Here is a 23,099-nt window from a genome sequence, read left to right on the forward strand (position 1 = left end):
TTGACAGCGCCCACTTTAGTCTTTAAGTGGGCGATGTCAACATCAGGCATGCGCCTGGCAGCATGAGATGAAGCTGGTCGATCAACAACGCGGCTCTCTTCGCAAACCGTACCGGAGCAAAAAATGCAGTCCTTTCGAATGCTGGGAATTGGTCTCGCCTGCGCAGTTCTGGCTGCCTGCGAGGAGAAAGCAGAAGTGGCTCCGCCGCCGCAGCAGGTTCGCGTCGTCTCGGCCGCGGACGCGCAGCATCAACCCGGTGCGGAAATCACCGGCGAGGTGAAGGCAAGGGTCCAGACCGAACTTTCCTTTCGCGTCAGCGGTAGGGTTCTCGAGAGAAAGGTCGACGTCGGGTCGCATGTCCACGCCGGCGATGTCCTGGCCCGGCTCAACGACACGGAGCAACAGGCCGACGTCAGTGTCGCCCGCGCAGCACTGGAGTCGGCGCAGGCGGTCCTCGCGCAAAAGACGCTCGCCTTCAACCGGGCGTCGTCTCTACTGCAGTCGCAGGCGGTCCCGCGGGCAATCTTTGACGATGCCCAGAAAGAGCTTCTGAGCGCGCAGGCTTCCCTCGAGGCCGCCGAGGCCGCGCTCGCGACCGCGAAGGACGCGCTGTCCTACACCGAGTTGAAAGCGGCCGCGGACGGCATCATCACGGCGCGCAGCATTGAAGCGGGGCAGGTCGTCTCAGCGGCGCAACCGGCCTTCACGATCGCCCACGACGGTCCAAGAGATGCGGTGTTTGATGTCTTTGAAGCATTCTTTCTGGACGGCCGTCCTTTGAACGACGTCCTCGTCGCACCGGTTTCGGACCCCACGCGAGACGTCCACACCAACATCCGCGAAGTCTCGCCGGTCATAGACGCAAAAGCAGGCACCATCCGGATCAAGGTGGGGCTTCAGGAGAGCACGTCATGGCCGCTTGGAACCCCCGTCGTGGCCAAGCTGCGCACCGCGCCGCGCGACGGAATCGTGCTGCCCTACACCGCGATAGCATCGGCCGACGGCGAGCCCGCCGTCTGGCTCGTCAACACCCAAAACCATACCGTTTCGCTTCGCAAGATTTCCGTCGGCCGATACCGCCAGAGCGATTTCATCGTGACCAGAGGCGTCGCCCCTCAAGACCTGGTTGTCACCGAAGGTGGAAAATTTCTCAAGGAAGGCCAGGCAGTCGCCTGGGAAGGCAAGTGAGATGACACTCAATCGCATATGCACCGCTCTCCCGCTTCTTCTGTCGCTATCGCAGCTTGCAGGCTGCGATCAGAACTCCGTCGCAGCGGAGGAGACGGCTCCCCGTCCTGTCAAAGTCGTCATGGCAGCGGCCGAACGGGACAAAGCGGCAAGCTCGCCCGGCGTGGTGCGGGCCCGCATCGAGACCGACCTGGCTTTTCGCACGCTCGGTCGAATGGTCTCTCGCAAGGTTGATGTCGGCGACCTGGTGCACAAGGGTGATGTCCTCGCCGAGATCGATCCCCTCAGTCTTCAACTCGCCGTTGATAGCGCCGAAGCCGACCTCCGCAACGCCCAGGCGCTGTTGGAGAACGCCGAGACGACCGAAATACGCAAGCGAAAGCTCATGCAGAGCAGTGCGGCAAGCATTGCGGATCATGATCTCGCCGTCCAGCAACTCAAATCGGCTGTCGCCAATGTCGCGAAAGCGACGGCCAGCCTTGCGAAGGCACGCGAGCAGCTAGGCTACGCCGAGCTGAGAGCCGAGTTCGACGGCGTCGTGACCGCGACCTCCGCGGAAATTGGCCAGACCGTCTCGGCCGGCCAACCAGTCTTGAAACTGGCGCGCCTCGAGCAGCGCGACGTGGTCATCGATGTGCCGGAAGCGCAGTTCAGTCGCGTTCGCCTGAACGACCTCTTCAACGTCGCCCTCCAGCTCGACAGCACGATCCAGACCGTTGGTGTAGTCCGCGAGATTGCGCCGCAGGCCGATCCCAACACCCGCACCTATCGGCTGAAGATCGGGATCGATCAGGCGCCGGACATCTTCCGCCTTGGCGCAGTGGTCACTGCGACGCCGCTTGTCGGGGAAAGGAAGCAGGCGATCACGCTGCCGCTCTCCGCCATTCGCCGTGAAGGCGGTACCAGCCAAGTATGGGTGGTAGATCGCGCCACGTCCCAGGTCGTCCTGAGGCCGGTTGAACTCGAAGGTCCGGCGTCCGCCCCCCGTTCCGTCCTGGTTCAAGCAGGCCTGAAGGAAGGCGAAGAGATTGTCGTCGCCGGAGTCGAAGAACTCACCGATGGACAGAAAGTGAGACTCGGACAGGAGCCACGCCCGTGAATAAATTCAATCTTTCGGACTGGGCGCTCGAGCATCGGTCTCTCGTCTGGTATTTCATGATCATGTTCGCAGTAGCGGGCGCCTTTGCCTATCTCGGGCTCGGCCGCGAAGAAGATCCATCCTTCACGATCAAGACGATGGTGATCCAGGCCCAGTGGCCCGGCGCTTCTGCCGAAGAGGTGACCCAGCAGGTTACCGACCGCATCGAAAAGAAGTTGCAGGAACTTGACAACCTCGAACATACACGCAGCATCACGACAGCCGGTCAGACGATCGTCTTCGTTGACTTGCTCCCCGACACGAATGCACGGGACGTAAAGCCCACATGGTCGCGGGTCCGCAACCTGATCGACGACATCAAGCACGAATTTCCCCAAGGCGTGGTCGGACCCTTCTTTGACGACCAGTTCGGCGACGTCTATGGCAACATCTTTGCCTTTACGGGCGACAGCGGATTGAGCCAGAGGGAACTGCGCGATTTCGCCGAGAATGCCCGAACGCAGATCCTCAAGATTCCCGACGTCGGCAAGGTCGACATCGTCGGGGCGCAGGACGAGGTGATCTACCTCGAATTCTCCACCCGCAAGATCGCCGCCCTCGGCATCGACCGCTCGGCCATCATCGCCACGCTACAGGCGCAAAACGCGGTCACCCAGTCCGGCTTTGTCGAAACCGGGCCCGAGCGCGTCGCTTTGCGGGTCGGCGGACGGTTCATTTCCGAGGACACGTTGCGTGGGATCAATCTTCGGGTAAACGACCGCTTCTTCCCGCTGACCGACGTCGCAACGATCACCCGTGGCTACGTCGACCCGCCGACGTCACTCTTCCGCTTCAACGGAAAGCCAGCCATCGGGCTCGCGATTGGCATGAAGACGGGGGGCAACCTGCTCGCGTTTGGGGAAACGCTCGAAAAGACGATGGGTAACATCGTCCGGGAGCTTCCCGTCGGCGTCTCCGTCGAAAAAGTCTCCGACCAACCTAAGGTGGTCGAGGAGGCCGTCGGAGGCTTCACCAAGGCCCTGTTCGAGGCGGTTGCCATCGTCTTGGCGATCAGCTTCATCAGCCTCGGGATGAGGGCAGGCCTGGTGGTGGCAATAGCGATTCCGCTGGTGCTCGCCATCACTTTCATGGTGATGTTCTACACGGGCATCTCGTTGCAGCGCATCTCGCTCGGAGCGCTCATCATCGCGCTCGGCCTCCTCGTCGACGACGCCATGATCGCCGTCGAGATGATGGTTGCACGGTTGGAAGCGGGCGATAGTCTCACGAAAGCCGCCACCTACGTCTACACATCGACTGCATTTCCCATGTTGACCGGCACACTGGTAACGGTCGCGGGCTTCATCCCCGTCGCTTTCAACAAGAGCAACGCCGGCGAGTTCACCTTCACCCTCTTTGTCGTCATTGCGGTTTCACTCGTCGTTTCGTGGGTGGTCGCGGTCGTGTTCACGCCGCTGATCGGCGTGACCATTTTGCCGAAGACGATGAAGAAGCATGCCGAGCACAAGGGTCGGTTTGCGAAGGTGTTTTCGAACGTGCTGCAATTCTGCCTGCGCTGGCGCTGGATGACGATCGTGGCGACGGTTCTTCTTTTCGCCGGATCGGTCGTCGGCCTGTCGATGGTGCAACAGCAGTTTTTCCCGAGTTCCGACCGTCCGGAACTGATCGTCGACTGGAACCTGCCGCAGAACAGTTCGATCGCCGAAACGAGCCGCCAGATGGCCCAGTTCGAGCATGAGATGCTGGCCGATAATCCCGGCGTCGAGCATTGGTCGACATATGTTGGCAGGGGTGCGCCGCGCTTCGTTCTTTCCTTCGACGTGCAGCCGGCTGACGTTTCCTTCGGCCAGACGATTATTGTCACCAAGGGACTCGACGTTCGCGACAAGTTGAAGCAGCAGATGGAAGCCTACCTTCAGAAGACCTTTCCGGGAACAGACGCCTACGTGAAGCTTCTGGACATCGGCCCCCCCGTTGGCAAGCCGATCCAGTACCGTGTGTCCGGCGAAAATCTGCAGACGGTGCGCGATCTCGCACAGAAGCTGGGCTCGATCGTCGGCACCCATCCTTCCCTCAGGAACATTGCCTTCGACTGGAACGAGCCGGCCCGTGTCGTCAAGATAGACGTGCTGCAGGACAAGGCACGACAGCTCGGTGTCTCGTCGCAGGATATCGCAATGGCGCTCAACACCGTCGTGCAGGGTAACGCTATCACGCAGGTCCGGGACGACATTTACCTGGTCGATGTCATCGGCCGTGCCGCGCAAAAGGAGCGCGGCTCGATCGACACCCTGCTCGACCTGCAGCTTCAGAGCAGCAGCGGTCAGTCCGTGCCGCTGTCATCGGTCGCAACCTTCCACTATGAGCTTGAACAGCCGACGATCTGGCGGCGCGACAGAATTCCGACGATCACGATCAAGGCCGGTATCGGCGATGCGACGCAGCCGGCGACGATCGTGAAGGCGCTGTCCGACAAGGTTTCTGCCTTCGAAAAGACCATGCCGGCCGGGTATTCCCTGCAGGTCGGCGGCGCGGTCGAGGAGAGCGCCAAGTCGCAGGGTCCGATTGCCAAGGTGGCGCCGGCCATGTTCGTCATCATGGCGACGCTCCTGATGATCCAGCTTCAGAGCTTCCACAGACTGTTCCTGGTGTTCTCGGTTGCCCCGTTGGCCCTCATCGGCGTCGTCGTGGCGCTGCTCGCCAGCAACTCGCCGCTTGGCTTTGTCGCACTCCTCGGCGTCCTCGCGCTGGTCGGCATTCTCATCCGCAACTCCGTAATCCTGATCGTCCAGATCGAGGAACTGCGCGCGGAGGGAATATCGGCGTGGAAGGCGGTGGTGGAGGCGACCGAGCACCGCATGCGGCCGATCATGCTCACCGCTGCCGCCGCGACTCTCGCCCTGATCCCGATCTCTCATGAGATTTTCTGGGGGCCGATGGCCTACGCCATGATGGGCGGGATCGTCGTCGGCACGGCGCTCACACTTCTCTTCCTGCCGGCGCTCTACGTCGCCTGGTTCCGCATTCCCCGCGAAGTCGAGCAGAACTGAGATGACCATATCGCTCTCATTCCCTGGGCGCATTGCCCAGGGCCTCACCAAGTTTGCGTTCGCCAAGGCGATCGCTGCCCGCTCGGGCCGAGCCGTCGCAGTCCTTGTTGCCCTGTCACTCGTTACATCGGGTTGCGCCAACCGGGTGCAGGATGTCCTTAAGCCTCTCGCCGTGACCCCAACCGGCACGAGCCATGTCACCATGCTCGTCGCCACGACACGCAAGCCTTCCGACGATCCCGGCAAACTCTTTACCGGCGACCGCGGGACGGCGATCTCCCTTAATAGCGTCGATGTTTCCATCCCGCCCGATCGGAACCGCAAGATCGGAGAGGTGCAGTGGCCGTCCCGCATGCCGCCCAATCCGCAAAAGGAGTTTGCGGTCACGCAGGTCGCCAAGGTGCAATCCGAGGGCCAAGCTTTCGACTGGTACCGGAAGAACCGAAACAGCAAGCATCAGGTCGTCATTTTTGTGCACGGCTTCAACAACACCTACGCCGACGCTGTCTTCCGCTTCGCGCAGATCGTTCATGACTCGGGAACCGACGCCGCGCCGATCCTCTTCACCTGGCCATCAAGGGGACGTGTCTTCGACTACCTCTATGACAAGGAGAGCGCCAACTATTCGCGCCGCGCTCTCGAGGATCTGATCCTCCAGGCCGTGAAAAGTCCCGACGTCTCGGATGTGACGATCCTTGCCCATTCGATGGGCGGCTGGCTTGCCGCCGAGGCGTTGCGCGGCGTTGCCATGCGCGAGAAATCCATCCCGGCAAAGGTGAAGAACGTCGTTCTCGCATCGCCGGACATCGACATCGACGTATTCCGTCGCCAGTTCACAGAGATGGGGCCGAAGCGGCCGCATTTTGTGATCTTGACATCAACGCGCGACAAGGCGCTGGAGGTCTCGAGCTGGCTGTCAGGTGGCGTCAGCCGCGTCGGCGGGTCGGATCTGAGACCCTATGCGCCTCTTCTCGACCAACTCGGCGTATCCGTGATCGACACGAGTGCCATCGCGACGAACGATCCGCTCGGCCACAATGCCTTTGCCGACAGTCCCGAGATCGTGCGCCTGCTTGGGCGGCGGCTGGCAGGGCAGAGCCTCGAGGGCGGAAAGGCAAGCTTTGCCGATGAGATCGGGATGACAGCCGCCAATTTTGCCGGCTCGGCAGCGCGCGTGGCCGTTGCCGCTCCAGTCGCGGTCATCAGCCCGGAGGCGCGAGAAATCCTGAAGCGAGAACTCTCCTCCGACGATGGCAAGATCGTCGACGGGCAGATCTCGTATTGAGCTTTCGTGGCGGGCTTCTGTGATGAGAACCCGCCGGTTGGCCCGCCACCGTACGTCCAGAGGACTTGCAAATGGAAAGTCACGTAATCGCCCGCATTCAGCCGCGCGCAGATGAGAGATCCCGGATTGTCGAAGCCGCCACCATTGTGTGCCGGCAATACGGACCATTAAAAACAAACGTAGCGGATATTGCCCGACTGATCGGAAAGTCGCCGGCAAGCGTGTACAACGTCTTCCCTTCTAAGGCCGCCATACTGGATGCCGTGGCGGCGAGCTTCTTCGAGACCCGTTTGTGCTTTACCCCCTCCGCCGCAAACGGGCCGACCAGTACAACAGGGCGTTTGAAAAACACGACGTTGGAACAGCACCGACTGGTGCTGCAGGCACGTGACAACGACCCCCAGATGTTCAAGCTCATGGCTCTGGCCGCCGAGGCCAATTGGCCATCGTACAAGCAGCATTTGAAAAGGCTCGAGGCTGCCGTAGCCGAGCTCATACTTGCTGGCGTCGCCACAAAGGAGTTCGCAACACCAAAGATTGAGGTCGCCGCCGCCTGCTTCTGCGTCTCGATCAGTGTCCTCTTAGACCCCAGAATAGTCGAGGCGTTGCCGTCGAGCCGATGTGAAGCTTCGGCTTCTGAACTCGCATTATTTGCAATCGCAGCATTGACTCGGAAAGCGAAGTATCGCGAAAGAGATCGTGCGAAAGGATATCAGGCGTATCGGACCGCCGACGACTAGGGCCGATGGGGTCGTGGCTCGCGGCGCGTAGCTTTGGCAATCCGGCACCTTAGGAAGGACTTCCATGAGAGCAATGCAGCCGCTCGCCATGTAATCCACTATACCTGCATTGGGCCGGAAGTGAACCTACCGATGAAGCTCTTGAGGGGATATGAACCGACTACCCCGCTGTTGCAGACGTCGTTCGCCTTAAATTTCTCAGTCTCCTCAATCATTTGAGACGCTCAGCTGTGTCCGAGGTCTACGGATTTTCAAAGTTCGCGTCATCATCAAAAAACGCTTCTACTTTTGCCTTGCTCAAAGGCTTTCCTTCAAACCAGTGATGTTTGGAGCATCTCATTAGTTGCTTGCACCCGAGCTTGTCGTACTGCTTGATCCCACGTGGGAACTCCATATTAAGGGTGGATCGACGCACTTCGGTGCTTGAACCACGATGCGGTCCTCGTTCTGATTCAATAAGGTCGAAATGCGCATATTTGCCATCGTGCGAGATTCCGTGTTGGACGCAATGCGTGCCCGCTAGCGCTGACGGTAGTTTTATAGCTCGGGCCCGACGCGCCAGCTTCTGTGCCTGCGTCGCAAGCGCTCCTTTAAATGCACCTTCATCCAGAGCCCAAAAGAACCAGTCGGGATCCGCGACCAAAACTTGCGGCAGCGTTTTGCCTTTGTCTCTCCACTTACCAAAACTGACCTCTGTCCACATTTTGAAATTCCTCCTAGCAGAACACAAGCGGCGCAAGCAGTTGATAGCGAAGCGAAAAGCTAATCTCGCCTGAAATGCCCATCGCAGTCTGCGACTTCAAGCTGCAACGCCATAATGTCAGGTTTTTTATCTTATATATTGACTTTGTCAGATTATGAGGAGATATTGCAAACGTTGGAGGCGACGATGACGGACGGACCATTCCGAAATTCTGCATTGACCAACAGATGGAAGAAGTATGGGCAGGACCTCGTCAGCGACGCAGTCTCTCAGGACGAGCGCGTCAAACAGGCCTGCCACAGCGTTCTCGGCGACATCAAAGCCTTCGATCGGCCCTACAGCGAGCTCGACGCTCGCGCCTCGCGTGACCAGATGGATCTCGATTCCGCCGCGGCTACCGAAACGATCTTTGACAACAATGAACGGTCGACGCTGGGTGACGCGTTGGAGCGAAACCTTCTGTGCAACCTGAGGGAAGGAATGCCTGAACGGAAGTCACTCGATTTGGCTCTTGAGCAAGCCGTAGATGAAATCCTCGCGAACGCGAAGAACCGCATAGACGAAGAATGTATCCGAGCGCGCGATGTCGGCGACATGGGCCGGTCGGACTTTTCGAAAGGGCTACAGCGAAACCGAGAAACCTTCGCCGCCATAGACGTCGGTAGCGTTTGTGCGGCGCTCGAGAACGGCAACAAAAACGCGTTCCGCCGGACCGCGCGCAAGGACGTGAATGATGGACCAGATGACTGAAACCGGCCCGGACATCCATCAAGAAAAGCACCTCCTCGCCCTTGAAAAAGGTCAGCGCGCCGGCGGTCCCACGTCGGATAATCTCGTGTTCGCCGAGATTGGCAAACATATCCGGTTCGTCCCGGATATTCTCGATACCTTCGATGTGAAGGGCTTTGCTGCAAAGCACTACGACTTGATGGTCGTGGCGGCCGCTATCGAATTTGCCGATCGTCGTTGGAAGCGGCCGACGTCGTGGCTGCGTAAACTGCACGTTACCGTCCCCGTCATCGACTACGATTCCTGGTCAAGGCCGGAAGTTCAATCGACGCTCCGCAGTGCGATGAACTTTCTTACCGGCGACAGTTGGCAATTCACGTTTGTCAAAGCCACCAATCGCTCGCCGATCGGATCTCAGCAGATACCGCTCGTCTTTGATCAGGCCAAGACCTTCGCAATTGCCTACAGCAACGGATTGGATTCCCGCGCGGTCTCGGCGCTCAGCGGAGCTCCTGCCGAGGCGTTGTGTATTCGCGTTGCAGGCACCAAACAGCGCAGGATGGATGGTGACAGCTACTTCACGCAGATCCCTTTCAGGGTGAAGGGCTTTAAGAGCAAGGAGAGCAGCTTCCGATCACGCGGGTTTCAGTTTGCGGCTATAGCGACGATCGCCTCGCATCTGTCGAATATCACCAGGATCGTGGTTCCCGAAAGTGGCCAAGGCGCCCTCGGGCCGGTGCTCGTGCCGCTTTACAATATCTATACCGACTACCGAAATTTCCCAACGTTTTTCAGGAAAATGGAGCGGTTCACGCGCGCCCTTTTCGGGGCCAGCATCAGGTTCGAGCAACCACGGCTGTGGTCCACGAAAGGGGAGACCCTGACCGCATTCCTCGGATTGCCCGGTAAAAAGAAGGAGCACCTGGTTCACACCCGCTCCTGCTGGCAAACGCGCAGAATCGTCAATGCTGAGCGCCGCCGGCAATGCGGGCTCTGCGCGGCGTGCCTTTTGCGCCGGATGAGCCTCTACGCAGCGGAAGTCGTCGAGCCCGAAGACACCTATGTTATCGCGGATCTCGCTGCCGTTGAAATTGAGGCAGCCCTTTCGAAAATCGCAGCAGATGCCGATCGCGATATCATGATCGAGTATGGGAGTGTTGGAGCGCGCCATCTTCAACATCTTGCCGAGATGGCTGAGCTGCCCGATACAGCATTGCGCACCTTTGCCTCGCAGATTGCGGCGGCGACTGGTGAGGCTTATGAGCAGACCCTTCGAAACTTGAGACTGATGTTGATGACGCATGCCAAAGAATGGCGGGCATTTTTGTCCGCACAAGGTGACGGAAGCTTCCTAAAAAGCTGGCTGGACGGAGGTCGCCATGACCGCTTTAAATGAGCTGAGCGCGCAGGAAATCGGCCGCCGGCTCCGGATTGCCCGCGAAAATGCCGATGTTCGCCAAGACGACGCCGCACAATTCATTGGCGTCTCACGCCCTACCCTTGTCTCGATCGAAAAGGGTGCACGACGAGTACGGATCCAGGAGATTCAGACTTTGGCCCGCCACTATGGCGTATCGGTCAACGCGCTATTGCGTCGCGAGGCTGTTCATACGGATCTCGTGCCACGATTTCGTAAGCTTCGGGAGACGGAGGATGAACATACGCTTGAGGCCATCCGGCTGTTCAATGAGCTGATCAAGGCCGACGTCGAACTGGAAAATATTCTCGGGATCCACCGCCGGCATAACTACCCGCCTGAGCGAGGCCTAAACGAAGGCGACGCAGCAATGTTGGGTGAGGCCCATGCGAGCGAGCTTCGAGACTGGCTCGGGTTAGGGTCGGGTCCTATTGCCGATATCTTCTCCGTCATAGAGCACGGGCTCGGAATTCGCCTCTACCAGCGGCGCCTGTCCTCGCGTTCACGGGTCGCAGGTCTCTTCACCTACGACGACAACGTCGGTGCGTGCATTCTGCTCAATGCGAACCATCCGCTTCCTCGACGAGTTCAGACCGCCGCACACGAAACCGGGCATTTCTACGGGACGCGGCGTATGCCGGAGGTTCTGGAGGAAGACGAGAAATTTCTCTCGCGGGATGAGCGTTATGCAAATTCTTTCGGCCGCGCCTTCGTGACGCCGGCGGATAGTTTTGGCGAGAGCTTCCGCCAGCTCAAGGAGATCACTGGCAAGACGACGCGCCGGCTCGTCATCCTCCTCGCCGACCAGTATGGCATCTCCCGCCAGGCCTGTGTTCTCCGCTTGGAGGAGCTGGGCCTCGTAAAAAAGGGAACCTGGTCCTGGTTCGAAAACAACGGCGGTATCACGGATGACCACGCCCGAGAAGTGCTTGGCAGCGCAGCCGATCGGCGCGATGCCGGCAAGGCGGATGCAGATCGGCTGATCTCGCATCGAATGAGCCTGATGGCCCACGCAGCATGGAAGCGCGAGCTGATGTCGGAGGGCCAGCTTTCGGAGCTGCTGAAAATCAGCAGGCTTCAGCTGCGAGAAATCGTCGATCAGATCGAGCTTGAGGAAAAAGAGACGGATGACCTACTCAAGCATTCTGAGTGACACGACCGCCGCTTTGGCACTTGATACGAGCGTGTTGATCAACCTGCACGCATGTCGGCGTGGCGTCGAGGTTCTCGCTGCGATCCCCAATCGGATTGTTGTCTCGCACATCGTCGCCGGCGAGCTTGATCACGAGACGAGCCGCCGAAACGGCGAGAAGGCGTTCGTACAAGCACTCTCGGCGGCTGGACACATCACGCTGGTCGATCTGTCGGAGGAGGAGTTCGAAGTGTTCTTCGAGCTCACTTCAGCAGCGTCATCCCTTGATGACGGTGAGGCCGCGACGATCGCAATTAGTAGGGGGCGAGGCCTTATCCCGGTAATCGACGAGCGACGAGGCCGCAACCGTGCCAAGGAGATCATCGGGATCGAGCCGGCATGGTCGCTCGACTTGCTGTCTCACCCGAAGACGACAGCCAGCTTAGGGGCTGATCTTTCCGTGCATGCCCTCTTTTTGGCGCTGCGTGACGGGCGCATGCGTATTCCCCCAGAGAGCACGCCCGACGTCGTCAGCATCATTGGCGATGATCGTGCCAGACAGTGCGCCTGTTTACCGGGATACCGGCATCTATTCTTGAGCAAAGATGAGCAGCAACGTGAGCAGTTGAATCCCTTGCTTTTTTAGTTCGCACGACACGATATGCTTTGGGTGTCAGGCCCGCAGTTCCGTGAGCGCCTCCACCTTCCCCCGGCGGTGATACTCTCCGCCAGAACCATCGCAATGCCTGCAGAACCCGTGTGTTCCTTGATTTTCTCGTCGAGAAACTCCAGTCTGGATTGAGGCTCGATCAATGAACTTTTAGCGGACACTCATCCTTCCCTCCTGCTTGGCTCATCTGCAGCGCGACTGTCAGCCTCCGTTTGCAGGTCACTCCTCGTCAGGATTCGGACGACTGCCTGCTCATCGAGAGCCTGCGCATCGAACAATGCCCTGATCAACCCATTGAACACATCCCTGCGCTCCGTGAGGATCGCCCTCGCCCGGTCCAGAGCGGCCTCCAGCCTTGCATGGACGCGAGCGGCCAGCTCCAGATCACGATCGAAGACCTCGCCTGGACTGGGGTGCGGACGATAGAGCAGTGGATGCTCGGCGCCTAACCCGAGGGTGCGCTCCATGTCGAAGGCGATCCTGGTCGCTCGGGCCAGATCGCTGTTGTCGGTCCCGCCGGAGCCGCCCGAGATGCGCTTGAGGACGAGGGCCTCGGCGGCCCGTCCGGCCATCATCATGGCGAGCATGTTTTCGTACCACTGAGGGGTATCGGTCCCCGATGGATGGAAGCCAAGGAGATTGTAGCCGCCCTGCCCGGTATCGATGTTGAGACCATGGATCGGCCCGAGACCGAGGGCATGGTGGACGACCGCGTGGCCGGCCTCATGGACGGCAAAGCGCCAGCGAAGATCGTAGGGGACCGGCGGCCGATCAAGCCGGATGCCTTCCTCGAGATCCTCATAGCGAATCGGCCGTTTTTCCCGTCGCGCCTTGAGGCGTGCCTGGCGCACGATTCGCTCGACATCCGCGCCGCTCAGGCCCATCGCTCGTGTTGCCAGACGGTCAAGGACAGCCTGGGCCGGACGGGATTCCGCGTAGACCACTGTTGCATCGTTCGTCGTATTCCTTGGGGTCGCGGTCATCGGCCAGCTCCTTTCCGTTTCACTGCATCTTCGGCCAGATCCGGCATAGCGGCCTGTTGTGGCTCCGACACCGTGGGATCATCACTCAGCGGAGGCACCTGATTCCCGGGCGGGCCTTGGGTATTCAGCATATCGGATGCCTTGAAGAGCAAGGCTTCAACATCGTCACCGAGATGATGGGCGAGGATGTCCACGAGCGCCGTCTTGTCCGGTTTCGGGATCTCGATATGCGTCTCAAGCCGTCCCGACCGCTTGAGAGCCTCGTCGATGTCATCGGGCCGGTTGGTTGCCCCGACGATAATGACACCCTCGCTCTTCACAGCGCCGTCCAGCAGTTCGAGCGCCTTGTTTACAACAGTGTTCCAATAATCGGCATGTTCCCGCTCCGCCGGCTGACGCTTACCGATCCCGTCGAACTCGTCGATGAACAGGATCGAGGGCGCGATCGCCTTCGCCTCGGCGAATGTTTTGACCATCTTGTCGACGACATCGTTCAGATGGCCGCCCTGAAGCCAGGTCGAGACCGACGTCACGACCAGCGGGATTTGCAGGCTGTTGCACAGCGCTCGCGCGAAGGTCGTCTTGCCGGTGCCCGGCGGACCATAAAGCAGCAGCCTGCTGCTCATGTCCGACCAGTCGAGCTTGCCCGCATAGTAACCGGCGAGGTCCGCCTTCAGGTCGAGCGCCCAGTCGCGGGCCTTCCCGTAGCCGGACAAGATCTCGACGGTCAGCGGCGGCTTTGCCCGTTTCGCTCCGTCATCGCCGGACGATGATCGAGGCCCGGGCTCAATCGGGGGATCCGGCTGAACGATCTCGGCCCCCGACGGCTTGTCCTTTTTCCAGCGCCCACCGCTGTCGCTGTCTGATGATGCCGGTGTCGAGGTCTCGGAGGACGTCGCAGGTTTCTTCTTGTCCGATGCCTTCGGCGCGGATGCGGCGGCATTCCCATCGCCGCCTTCCTCTTCGTCCTCGAAGTCATCACGATTGCGCCGGGCGAGCCGGGCAAGGACGGAGAGCGCATTGGCAAGATCCCGTCCCGGCCGGAAGGCAAGGATCACATCTTCCAGCGACAGCCAGCGCGCATCCGAATCCGCGGGCAGGTCGATGTCGCCGATCGCCGCGTCCGGATAGAGCGCCTCGACCACATCGCGGACGAAGGACCGGTCGAGCTGCCCGGTCTCCAGCGACACGTCGGCCGTGATCTGAAGCAAGGCGGGAATGTCCGATCGCTTCTCGGCGATCGCGACGATGGGCAGGTCGCGGGCGAATGCGCCGAGCATCCGTCGCCGCAGGACGGCGCCGGTCACCCGATGTATGCTCCCGCCCCGGAATTCGACAACACGCCTGCGGGTCTCTCCGTCCTGCGCGTCGAGGTAATCGTCGTTGAACGTGTAGTCCCCATCCACGATCCCGAACGGACCACCGGGAACGAAACGGGACTTTTCAAGCAGCCGCGAGACCTCCCGCTCGAAGCCGGCAAGCGGCGCATGCAGCGTCACGACCGGTGTCGCATGCGTGATCGCCCGAACGATGTCGCGCAACGACTTTGTGCCCTTGCCGATAGCGCGGGCCAGCACCAAGGCGGCCACGACATGGCTGACCAGCGGCGGCTCCGCCGCCATGCCGACCAGCCGGATCGCGTAGGAGCGACGGTCGAGGCCAATTTCCGGTGTGGCCTCATGTCCCCTCCGGCTGCTCCTCCGCCGAACGGGTACGAACGTGGCCGTCGATCGCATTGCCGTGGTCGCGGCCGTGATATCGGCGTTCGTCCCGAAGCCCGCACCCGGACCAGCAGACACGGGCGGCCGGATGAGATCAGCGCCAAAGCGGCTCCGGAACCAGTCGAGATCGCGCTGAAGATCGCCGGTGAGCGCCGCTGTATCAAAGGCCGGACCGTAAAGCCGCAACGTATGGACGCCCTCTTCACTGGTCCACGATCCGAGGAGGCCGTGAAGCGCTGCATTCCGGCGCGCTTCGCGGCGGGCGAGATGATGCAGGCGGCGGATGAAGAAGAGGGAGATCCTATCCATCGGACCGGCCTCCGGTTTCAGCGGCAATAATTGCCGTTTTGGGACCGCGAACGGGCTTGCCGCTCCAAAGATCGAGCCAGTCGATCAACAGTTGGCACGCCGGGTCACCATGATCGGCATGGACGCGCAGTCGGGATAGGATAATGTCCGGAATGGCATTTCCAAGCGTCCCGCTCTGGCGGGAATAGCTCAATGCCAGTCCGATCAGGATGGCGGGATCGTTGGTGAGGTTCTCGATCGGCGGGAGGTCGGTCGCGATCATGGCATCGCTTTGATCAACGCGCTGCCAGCGAGTTGCGGGATGGATCGAAGTGGAAGCGGCCTCGCGGCGAAAGCGCGATGGCGGACGTGTGTCGAAAGACATGGCAGCTCCTTGGCCAGACCGCAAAGAGGTCCGGCGCTCATAAGAAGACAGAATGGTGAGGGGAGCTGCGGCTATCGCCGCAGCCAGCGCTCAGTGCGCCGCGGGGCGACGCGCGAAGCCGACGCGGATGCGGACAGGCTCAGGCTCGTCGTCCTCCGCCTCGGCGAAGCAGGCGAGGTCATCGGCGCCGTCGTCTTCCTCCTGCCAGAGAGCCGCCTGCTGCTCTTCATAGCTGACGCTCGGTCCATTCAGGCGGATCGGCGCCTTGCCGAGAGGATCGGCAGCAACAGCGGTAGCGGCTTCCGTCGCCGACATGCCCATGACGTCGAGCGCCTTGCGCGCTTCGGTCTCGAGAAGCTGCCGGACACGACGGCCGAAGCGGGCACGCAATTCGGCCATGCACATGGCGACACCGTCGATCTCGAGAAGATCATCGATTTCGGACAGCGCCCAGATGCCGGTGGCATGATCACTCGGGCGGCTGGCACCATCGACGATCGCGACCTCGACCGTATCGACCATCAGGCGTTTGTGGTGCTTGTAGAGCCAGTCGGGCAGGACCATCGCTCCGGCCATCATCTTCAATTTCAACTCCTCGAGACGGCTGGTGTCGCCGTAGGAGGCAAGCGAACGCTTGAGGTCGAGGATGTAGGCGGTGTGGCGCGCGCGATTCACCACGATCAGGTCGGGTGTATAGCTCCCCTTCGCCGGTGCCTCGCAGTCAAGCTTGATCCCGTCGAGCTGGGTCCAGTCGTTTCCGGAGACGGCTTCAAGTGCCGCCTTGACCAGCGGCAGCTTCAGCGACTGCGTCAGGACGATGACGCTGGGGTTGGCCTTGGCCAGACGCTCGACCGCCTGCTCCAGTAGCTTGCCTTCCCGGAAGGACACCGCACGAACCAGCGAGGCGATGTTGACGTAGTGGCCGAGGATCTCGTCCTTGACCGGTTCGCCGTCGGCGATCGCCGCAATGGCGCGATCGATCAGCAGATCGAGATCGGCTTCGACATCGCGGAAACGGACGAGATGGGGGTGGCGGCGCAGCGCCGGCAACTCGGCCATGGTTGCCCGGTCACCGAAGCCGAACGTGCGGCGGGTGGTGGCGGTGATCGCGGCGGAGGCGGCGATGGTGGAACGAAGAACTTCCCCATTGGGGATAGCGGAGGTAAACGTGGTCATAGCCCGATTCCTTTTACGAGAAGGCTGAGGGTCAGGCCCTTGTCGATGCGCCAACATCGGCTTGGGCCGCTTTGTGTTCGGTCATCCGAACATCCCTAACCTGGCAGGACCCGAGGGCGGGCTCAAGGACCCGGATAACAAAAAAGAGAACGAAGCCGGTACAAGGTTAACGATGGGCTCACAACGCCCTGGCGCCGCCGGCATGCGGATGGGCGAACTTGCCCGGCCTTCCCGTTGAGGCTTCCGTGTCGGCCAGATATAAAAAGGGCCGTCGCGCGGCCCTTTGGGTTTCAATCGGACGGCCGTTCGGCCTGCCCGCCAGCAGGATCGGCATCACGGCATGCTGGCGGATGCCGGAGCAGCCTCATCGGCGCCGTCGGCGGACGCTTTAGCGCGATCGAGGAAAGCCGGTCGTTTGAAGCCCTTTTCCGGCGCGGCATCAGCCTCGGGCGAGAGCGGCGGAACGTCGGCAAGCTGCTTGCGCTCTACGGCCACCTCCTTGGCGACCCTAATAAAGCCGCCGGTCGCGGCATTGAGCGCGGTATCCATACGCTTCACTGCCTCAGAGACTGAAGTATCGACGGGTTCCTGCGGCTGTTCGGGAGTAACTGGGCTGAGCTTGTCCGCCGCTTCGTCCGGGGCCACACGATTGTCAGCCGCCGTCGCCGCACGACCGACTGACCACTCCGGGTTCCTCCGCTTCGAGGTTGCCCACTCCAGAACTGGCAGCACCGTGTCTGAGAGCCAGTTGCGCATCTCGGCGGACTTCGGCCAGTGATCGACGCTGCCCAGCTTGTAAAGCAAGGCATCAACCTCAGCCCAATGGCTTCCTTTCGCAAAAACGGTCGCATTCGGATAGTAGCCTCCCGCGATTTCCGGTTCGACGAAGCGCGCAAGGCTCGCCAGTTCCTGCTGCGCGACGCGGGCGAGGTCCTGGATCTCCCTGCCCAGCATCTCCTTGAACACGCGCTTGCCAGCAAGAGCGACCTCGACATCGTGCCGGATCATGTCGATATGCGCGGTATAGGATTTAAGGCCATCCCTGTTCTTCGCCGCGATCAGAGCCTTCAGGCCGTCGATGCCGCCGACCGAGAAGGGATCGGCTTCCGATTGGCTGTCCTGCTCCGAGCCATCGACCAGAATGGCTTTTACATCCGCCACCGTAAGCCGCCCCTGTTCTTCCGCAAACGCGATGGCCTCATCGATCTGTTCCGGCTGAGCCGAACTCAGATGGAACAAGACCGTCGAGCCGACCGACAGATCGACGAGTGCGTCCCTATAAGAGGACAGATTGCGGAACACGGACCGGTAGTTTCGGGCGCTGCGCGGCGAAAGACCGCAACGCTTCTTCACCCACGTGTCGAAGATGCCTTCGGCCAGCACTTCGGATGCCGAATGAAGGTGATCGCCGAGTTCGAAGGTCTGCTCCGTCGACCTCCGTCCAAGATCCGAGATGAAGGATGCGGTGCGCTCAAGGCGGTCGCGCGCGGAGGCATCGATCTCAAGTGCGTCATAGAGGGAAGAGGCGGTAGCGGAAGCGGAAGCGGTAGTGCTGCGAGCTTTGCTCATAATATTCTCCGTGTACGAGATACAAACAACCCGATGAACAACCCATCGAGTAAAGGTATTATCGCACGCAAAACGAGTAAGTGCAAATCGCCCTCAAAATGACATTAATGTATATCTCATTGTTTTACATCAATTAATACCTTAGCTTCTTCCTGCAGACGGTCACAACCCCCTAATATCGCCCTTGGAGAATTTTGTTACTACACGCCTTACTTGCCGCCGATCCATCGGCATTAGACGCCATATTTCCGCCCTCGGTCTCCGTATCGAGCCGCTTGGCTGTCCTCTGTCGTCTGCCAGTCATTCCGACTTGCCGGGAACGTAAAAACGCGTCATCTCGATTTGCCCGCACGTTGAGACAAATTGCGCTCATTTGATTCCAGCTTGCGGATTTCCGATTCCGGACTTCAGCGATACGATTCACGAACGCCGTTTGCAGCCACGCAACTCATCTCGATGTGTTTCAACGTGCCCGCAACTCATCTCAAATTGCGCTCATTCGATTCCGATCCGTGCGCCAACGATTCTTAAACCGATATTTCCGATTCTGCTGCAAACGGCGTTGCCGCGCGGGACGCGAACTGGCAGGCGTTGTGCAGGCATGGCGAGGGATTGGCAATGGCGGGAATGTCCGACGACAAACGCAATGACAAGCAGCGGGATCGGCAGCAGAAGCTGCGCGAGGCCAACCGGAAGGCCAGGCGGCCGGACCGGGACGACGTCGCGAGGACGGCGCTGTTCGTGACGATCTCGAGCAAGGCGGCGAAGGGTGTGTTCGAGGACTTGGACGAGTTCCATGAGCGCGTTGTGATGATGCTGGTCGAACAGGGTTTTGATGAGCAGGCGTCCGATCAGGTATTCGATGAACTCGTCGCCAAGTATCGGACGGGCATCTGGCCGTTCCGCAGGAAGGTGCACCTGCTCTACTCCGACGATGCCGATCGGGACGGCTGATCGGCGCCGCGGATCTGTCCTGCCGGCTCCGCCCATCCTGATCCGATGCTGCCGATGGAACGCCTGACGCCGTTTGCTGCTTGTTGTCTCCTCCCCCCGTTACTTCTTAAAACGCCGTTCGATTCTGAATCGGAATTTTCGAGAATAAGTGAGCGATCGGAGAAGCGATCTTGCTTGCCCAGCGCCTGGGCAGAGCCAGACCGTTTCTCGTTTTGGGACACCCAGACCCACCCTTTAAACTGACGCTAACCGCGCTTACAATTAGTAATTGAATTAAATTCGTAATGCGTGTAGGCGGACTGATAACAGATGTGCTCACCCATCCGGGGTGCCGCATATCGGCGTCTGCTTGGCGCCCACATGTTCAACCTTGGGGCCACGCCCGCAACAGAAGGGAGATGACCGAATGCTCGCAATCGATTGCATGTCTGGCGTTGTCCCGTTGCGTAAAGCGAAGGTTGCCGCTCGCGTATCTGAGCGGTATGGCCGTCTCAATCTCATGGATCTCCACGCTGACCTTCGTCGACGACGACGAGGGTTAACGGGTAAAAGGAGATCCCATGTCGAATACCCCCTCCCCGCAGCACGAAGCCTTCACGCTGATCGGTTCTGAGGAAGACCGCCAGGAGATTCTGGCGTTCATCCGCAAGAATCAGCACACGCTCGATCGCCTGCTCAATGCGCTCTCGAGCGCACCTGGCAGGATTGAGGACGGCTGCTATATTCTGGCCAGGCCGATCCATCTGACTGTCGACGCGGACCGCTTCGCGATGTCCTACAAGAAGCCGAAGCCGAAGCGTAGCCGGAGTGGTGGCTATTGCATCAACTTCGAGATCCGCTCGCGTGACGCGGCAAACCACGCCGCCACGGCCTTGGGTTTTGCAACGGCGGTCGGATGCATGCGCATCCGCGACGCGATCCGCGCCAGCAACCTGATCCGCAAGACCGGACAGGACGCCTCCGGTACGCTGAACCATCTGGCCGGCGTCTTCATCGCGCAGATCGAATCCGCCTCGCATCACCTCTCCGCCCGGCTGGCCATGCACTAGCCGCAGCATACCGCTGCGATGGGCTGCTAATCGCGGCGGAGATTCTGCGCCCCTACACAAGGTGCCGCTGCGCCATGACGGCTTGGCGGTTTTCCCCGGGGCTCCCAAGCCCCGCGGCAGTTGCTACCATGTCCAACATTATCCCGCTTGAACGGAACATATCCAATGCCAAAAAATGTCCTGCTCTACGCCCGCCACGCCGTCGATGACCGGACCGCCGCCTCCCTCGAAACACAGCTCTACTACGGCAAGCAGTTCATCGAGAAGAAAGCCTGGCGCCACGCGAAGACCTATACAGACACTGACATCGGAGAGGTCGTTTTCATGGCCCAACCCGGCGTTCAGAAACTGTTCGCCCTCCTCGAGTGCGAAGAGATCGGCGTCATCCTTTGCCACACTCTGGATCGACTGTGTTCACGCCTTCGCGTGGCCAGCCGCCTCCTGGACGTTCTCCGCCCGAAAGGCATCGAACTTTGGGAGGCTGACACCGGGATGCGCATTACCGGCACGAACCTCCACACCTTCTTTCTCGAAGACCGAAGGAACTTCCTCGACACGATCCCCGTCGATCTACGCGAAACCGAAAGACTGCTGCACTCTCCCTTCGGCTACCGCTATTCGGTTGCGCGTGACGCATACGGCCAGCAAATCGTGGGCTTCAAAGTGATCGATCAGGCGGCCGCAAACATCGTCCGGCGCATTTTCGAGATGTACGCCAACGGGACGTCGCCGGCAAAAATTGCCGACTCTCTCAACGCCGAGAACGTTGTAGGGCCGAACGACCGGCGTTGGCGTGACGCAACCATCCGCGGCGACGGCCACCGCCAGACCGGCATTCTTAACGACCCAATCTATGTTGGTGGGAACGCACCAGCGCTTCGCATTGTGAGCGATGAGCTCTGGGAACGCGTGACGGAACGTCAACGCGCAATCGCAGTAAAATCCGTATTCGCGATGCCACATCGTCAGCAACAGAATTAGACCGGCCCAATGCAAGCCGGCCGGCGAAACCGGCCCGCCTTCACACCTCCGCTCATAGACATGGAATGAAGCCGATGACGAAGACCGTCCTCTTTTACGCCCGTTACTCCACCGACCGCCAGCACGAGGTGTCGATCGAAACGCAGATCGAACTCGGCGAAGCCTTTGTCAAAAGACAGGGCTGGACGCTGGTTGAGACCTATTCCGACGCCGCCATCAGCGGGACCAGCTACCAGCTCCGTCCCGGCATCCAGCGCCTGATGGCGCATGTGAAGCGCGAACGCGTCGATGTCGTGCTCTGCGTCACGGTCGATCGCCTGTCACGCGACATTGAGCACAGTGCGAAGATCCTCAAGGAGCTTCGCTATCGCGACGCCGACATCTGGACCGTCCATGCCGGCACGCCGGTCACCGACTTGGAAATGGCCCTGCGCGCCGCCCTCAGCCACGAACTGGTCGAGCAGATCCGCTACCGGACGCGCGAGGGGATGAAGACCGCGGTGAGCAAGGGCAAGGCCTCGACCTGCCTCGCCTACGGCTACATGCTGTCCCAGCAGCGTGACGCGAACGGCGACCGCGTCAAGGGCTTGCGAGAGATCGATCCTGAGAAGGCCGGGGTCGTAAGGCGCGTCTTCGATCTCTATGCCGACGGCATGTCGCCGCGCGACATTGCACAGCTCTTGAACAAGGAAGGTATCCCCGGCCCCCGTGGGCGGAAGTGGCGCGACACGGCCATCCGCGGCCATGTGAGCCGCGGTACCGGCATCCTCAACAACGAGAGCTATATCGGCCGCATGGTTTGGAACAAACGGAACTATCGCAAGAACCCCGATACCGAGCGCCGAACCGCCCGCACGAATGACGCCAGCGAATGGGTGCTGGCGGACGTGCCGTCCATGCGCGTCGTATCCGATGAACTCTGGCAGAAGGTGAAAGACCGGCAGAAAGAGATCGGCGAGCTGTTCGATTTCGGGCGGAGCAACCGGCTGAACGCCACCCATCGCCCGGAATACCTTTTGAGCCATCTGCTTGAATGCGCCGAATGCGGCGGTCCTTACGCTATCTCGGGCAAGGACCGCTATAGCTGCACCAATCGCAAAAAGCGCCTTCCCATCGACGAGCTAGGCGGCGCCTGCTGCGGCAACAGCAAAACGATCACGCGTCAGGAAGTAGAGGCACGTGTCCTCGACTGCCTGCCGGTTGCCTTCTTTTCGATCGGCGCGTTCGAGACGATGTCTGCCAATGTCATCGCCGAAGAGACAGCCAAGCTTCGTCGTCCGGAAGCTGAGCGCGAACAGCTGAAGCGCGACCTGAGCGAACTGGACCGCAAGCAGAAGAACATCATCCAGCAGATTTCAGACCGTGCCTTGCAAGGTCGGCCTGCCCTTCCCGCCCTCGACGATACTCTTGATCAGCTTGAGGTCCAGCGAATCGCATTGGCAAAGGAGATTGCCGCATTCACCACATCGGAGCCGGACATGCGAGCGAGGATCGAAGAGTTGAAGCGTCGTCATGATCCCGCCCAGACGGAACTGCGCATGCGCCATTTCTTCCTGCAGGCACGTCGCGGCAAGAACGAAGATGCCAAGCGTCAAGTGATGCCGATTGTGCGCTCATTGGTGCAGAAGGTGGTGATCGGCAAGACACCGGGTCACAAGCCGGCTACCCTCGAAGTCCACGGCCTGATCTCCTCCATCCTCGCACAGATGGACGTGCTGGACTTCATGGAACGCCGCTTCGTTGCCGAATTGCACGCAGATTTCATCGAGAAGCTGGAAGCTGGTGAGATCGATACGGAGCAGAAACAAAAGAAGCTCATCGACTCGTATCAGGAGGAAGTTCGTCGCAAATACCCTGAATGGGCAAATTTGCAAGCGTCGGTGGTTGCGGGGGCAGGATTTGAACCTGCGGCCTTCAGGTTATGAGCCTGACGAGCTACCGGGCTGCTCCACCCCGCGTTACCAGCGTAAACCGCGTTGC

20 protein-coding genes, 1 tRNA gene and 1 pseudogene are annotated in these 23,099 nt (G+C 60.3%); 13 read left to right on the plus strand and 9 right to left on the minus strand.

Annotation, left to right across the window (positions count from 1 at the left end; translation table 11 throughout):
* Positions 1-123: 123 nt before the first annotated feature.
* The 5 genes from PY649_RS15505 to PY649_RS15525 all read left to right on the plus strand — a co-directional run bounded on the left by PY649_RS15505 (position 124) and on the right by PY649_RS15525 (position 7,362).
* The gene (locus tag PY649_RS15505) at positions 124-1,188 is read left to right on the plus strand and encodes an efflux RND transporter periplasmic adaptor subunit (protein ID WP_285869388.1); all 1,065 of its coding nucleotides are present in this window, start codon (positions 124-126) and stop codon (positions 1,186-1,188) included.
* 1 nt (position 1,189) lies between these two features.
* Positions 1,190-2,287: an efflux RND transporter periplasmic adaptor subunit gene (locus PY649_RS15510; protein ID WP_285869389.1), complete on the plus strand. Its 1,098-nt coding sequence runs from the start codon at positions 1,190-1,192 to the stop codon at positions 2,285-2,287.
* Positions 2,284-5,337: an efflux RND transporter permease subunit gene (locus tag PY649_RS15515; protein ID WP_285869390.1), complete on the plus strand. Its 3,054-nt coding sequence runs from the start codon at positions 2,284-2,286 to the stop codon at positions 5,335-5,337. Before PY649_RS15510 ends, PY649_RS15515 begins: the two co-directional genes overlap by 4 nt.
* A 1-nt stretch (position 5,338) precedes the next feature.
* On the plus strand, positions 5,339-6,622 hold the full coding sequence (locus tag PY649_RS15520) for an alpha/beta hydrolase (protein ID WP_285869391.1): 1,284 nt from the start codon (positions 5,339-5,341) through the stop codon (positions 6,620-6,622).
* A 71-nt stretch (positions 6,623-6,693) separates the two neighbouring features.
* A complete protein-coding gene (locus tag PY649_RS15525; protein ID WP_285869392.1) occupies positions 6,694-7,362 on the plus strand; it encodes a TetR/AcrR family transcriptional regulator in 669 nt (222 codons plus the stop codon).
* 241 nt (positions 7,363-7,603) lie between these two features.
* Here PY649_RS15525 and PY649_RS15530 read toward each other — a convergent pair whose 3' ends face one another.
* The gene (locus PY649_RS15530) at positions 7,604-8,065 is read right to left on the minus strand and encodes a hypothetical protein (RefSeq protein WP_285869393.1); all 462 of its coding nucleotides are present in this window, start codon (positions 8,063-8,065) and stop codon (positions 7,604-7,606) included.
* A gap of 186 nt (positions 8,066-8,251) precedes the next feature.
* On the opposite strand from PY649_RS15530, the gene PY649_RS15535 reads away from it, so the two are divergent.
* The 4 genes from PY649_RS15535 to PY649_RS15550 are packed head-to-tail and all read left to right on the plus strand — an operon-like array spanning position 8,252 to position 11,989.
* The gene (locus PY649_RS15535) at positions 8,252-8,815 is read left to right on the plus strand and encodes a hypothetical protein (protein ID WP_285869394.1); all 564 of its coding nucleotides are present in this window, start codon (positions 8,252-8,254) and stop codon (positions 8,813-8,815) included.
* Positions 8,799-10,190, plus strand: a complete 1,392-nt coding sequence (locus tag PY649_RS15540) for an adenine nucleotide alpha hydrolase family protein (protein WP_285869395.1) — start codon at positions 8,799-8,801, stop codon at positions 10,188-10,190. Before PY649_RS15535 ends, PY649_RS15540 begins: the two co-directional genes overlap by 17 nt.
* A complete protein-coding gene (locus PY649_RS15545; protein ID WP_285869396.1) occupies positions 10,174-11,364 on the plus strand; it encodes an XRE family transcriptional regulator in 1,191 nt (396 codons plus the stop codon). The genes PY649_RS15540 and PY649_RS15545 overlap by 17 nt, the downstream gene beginning before the upstream one ends.
* Positions 11,339-11,989 (plus strand): PIN domain-containing protein, encoded by a 651-nt coding sequence (locus tag PY649_RS15550; protein WP_285869397.1) that lies wholly within the window; start codon positions 11,339-11,341, stop codon positions 11,987-11,989. Before PY649_RS15545 ends, PY649_RS15550 begins: the two co-directional genes overlap by 26 nt.
* A gap of 185 nt (positions 11,990-12,174) precedes the next feature.
* Here PY649_RS15550 and PY649_RS15555 read toward each other — a convergent pair whose 3' ends face one another.
* From PY649_RS15555 to PY649_RS15575, 5 genes are all read right to left on the minus strand, one after another.
* The gene (locus PY649_RS15555) at positions 12,175-12,996 is read right to left on the minus strand and encodes an ATP-dependent metallopeptidase FtsH/Yme1/Tma family protein (protein WP_285869398.1); all 822 of its coding nucleotides are present in this window, start codon (positions 12,994-12,996) and stop codon (positions 12,175-12,177) included.
* Positions 12,993-15,026, minus strand: a complete 2,034-nt coding sequence (locus PY649_RS15560) for an AAA family ATPase (RefSeq protein ID WP_285869399.1) — start codon at positions 15,024-15,026, stop codon at positions 12,993-12,995. Before PY649_RS15560 ends, PY649_RS15555 begins: the two co-directional genes overlap by 4 nt.
* Entirely contained in the window at positions 15,019-15,390 is a 372-nt protein-coding gene (locus PY649_RS15565) for a hypothetical protein (protein ID WP_285869401.1), read from the minus strand. Before PY649_RS15565 ends, PY649_RS15560 begins: the two co-directional genes overlap by 8 nt.
* Positions 15,391-15,480: 90 nt before the next feature.
* A complete protein-coding gene (locus tag PY649_RS15570; RefSeq protein ID WP_285869402.1) occupies positions 15,481-16,566 on the minus strand; it encodes a hypothetical protein in 1,086 nt (361 codons plus the stop codon).
* Positions 16,567-16,899: 333 nt separating this feature from the next.
* On the minus strand, positions 16,900-18,135 hold the full coding sequence (locus PY649_RS15575; protein WP_285869403.1) for a hypothetical protein: 1,236 nt from the start codon (positions 18,133-18,135) through the stop codon (positions 16,900-16,902).
* A gap of 627 nt (positions 18,136-18,762) precedes the next feature.
* Between PY649_RS15575 and PY649_RS15580 the strand changes: the two genes are divergently transcribed.
* The 4 genes and pseudogenes from PY649_RS15580 to PY649_RS15595 all read left to right on the plus strand — a co-directional run.
* Positions 18,763-19,089 (plus strand): hypothetical protein, encoded by a 327-nt coding sequence (locus PY649_RS15580; RefSeq protein ID WP_285869404.1) that lies wholly within the window; start codon positions 18,763-18,765, stop codon positions 19,087-19,089.
* Positions 19,090-19,649: 560 nt separating this feature from the next.
* On the plus strand, positions 19,650-20,138 hold the full coding sequence (locus PY649_RS15585; RefSeq protein ID WP_285869406.1) for a hypothetical protein: 489 nt from the start codon (positions 19,650-19,652) through the stop codon (positions 20,136-20,138).
* A gap of 165 nt (positions 20,139-20,303) precedes the next feature.
* Complete coding sequence (locus tag PY649_RS15590) at positions 20,304-21,119, plus strand: recombinase family protein (RefSeq protein WP_285869407.1); 816 nt, start codon at positions 20,304-20,306, stop codon at positions 21,117-21,119.
* Between the two features lie 74 nt (positions 21,120-21,193).
* Positions 21,194-22,249 (plus strand): annotated as a pseudogene (locus PY649_RS15595) (recombinase family protein); the annotation flags it as partial.
* Positions 22,250-22,474: 225 nt separating this feature from the next.
* Here PY649_RS15595 and PY649_RS15600 read toward each other — a convergent pair.
* The 3 genes from PY649_RS15600 to PY649_RS15610 all read right to left on the minus strand — a co-directional run bounded on the left by PY649_RS15600 (position 22,475) and on the right by PY649_RS15610 (position 23,077).
* Entirely contained in the window at positions 22,475-22,714 is a 240-nt protein-coding gene (locus tag PY649_RS15600) for a hypothetical protein (RefSeq protein ID WP_285869409.1), read from the minus strand.
* A gap of 18 nt (positions 22,715-22,732) precedes the next feature.
* Complete coding sequence (locus PY649_RS15605) at positions 22,733-22,927, minus strand: hypothetical protein (protein ID WP_285869410.1); 195 nt, start codon at positions 22,925-22,927, stop codon at positions 22,733-22,735.
* 73 nt (positions 22,928-23,000) lie between these two features.
* Positions 23,001-23,077 (minus strand) — tRNA-Met (locus tag PY649_RS15610).
* Positions 23,078-23,099 lie beyond the last annotated feature (22 nt).

The organism is Rhizobium mayense (assembly GCF_030272705.1).
GTDB lineage: Bacteria > Pseudomonadota > Alphaproteobacteria > Rhizobiales > Rhizobiaceae > Rhizobium > Rhizobium mayense.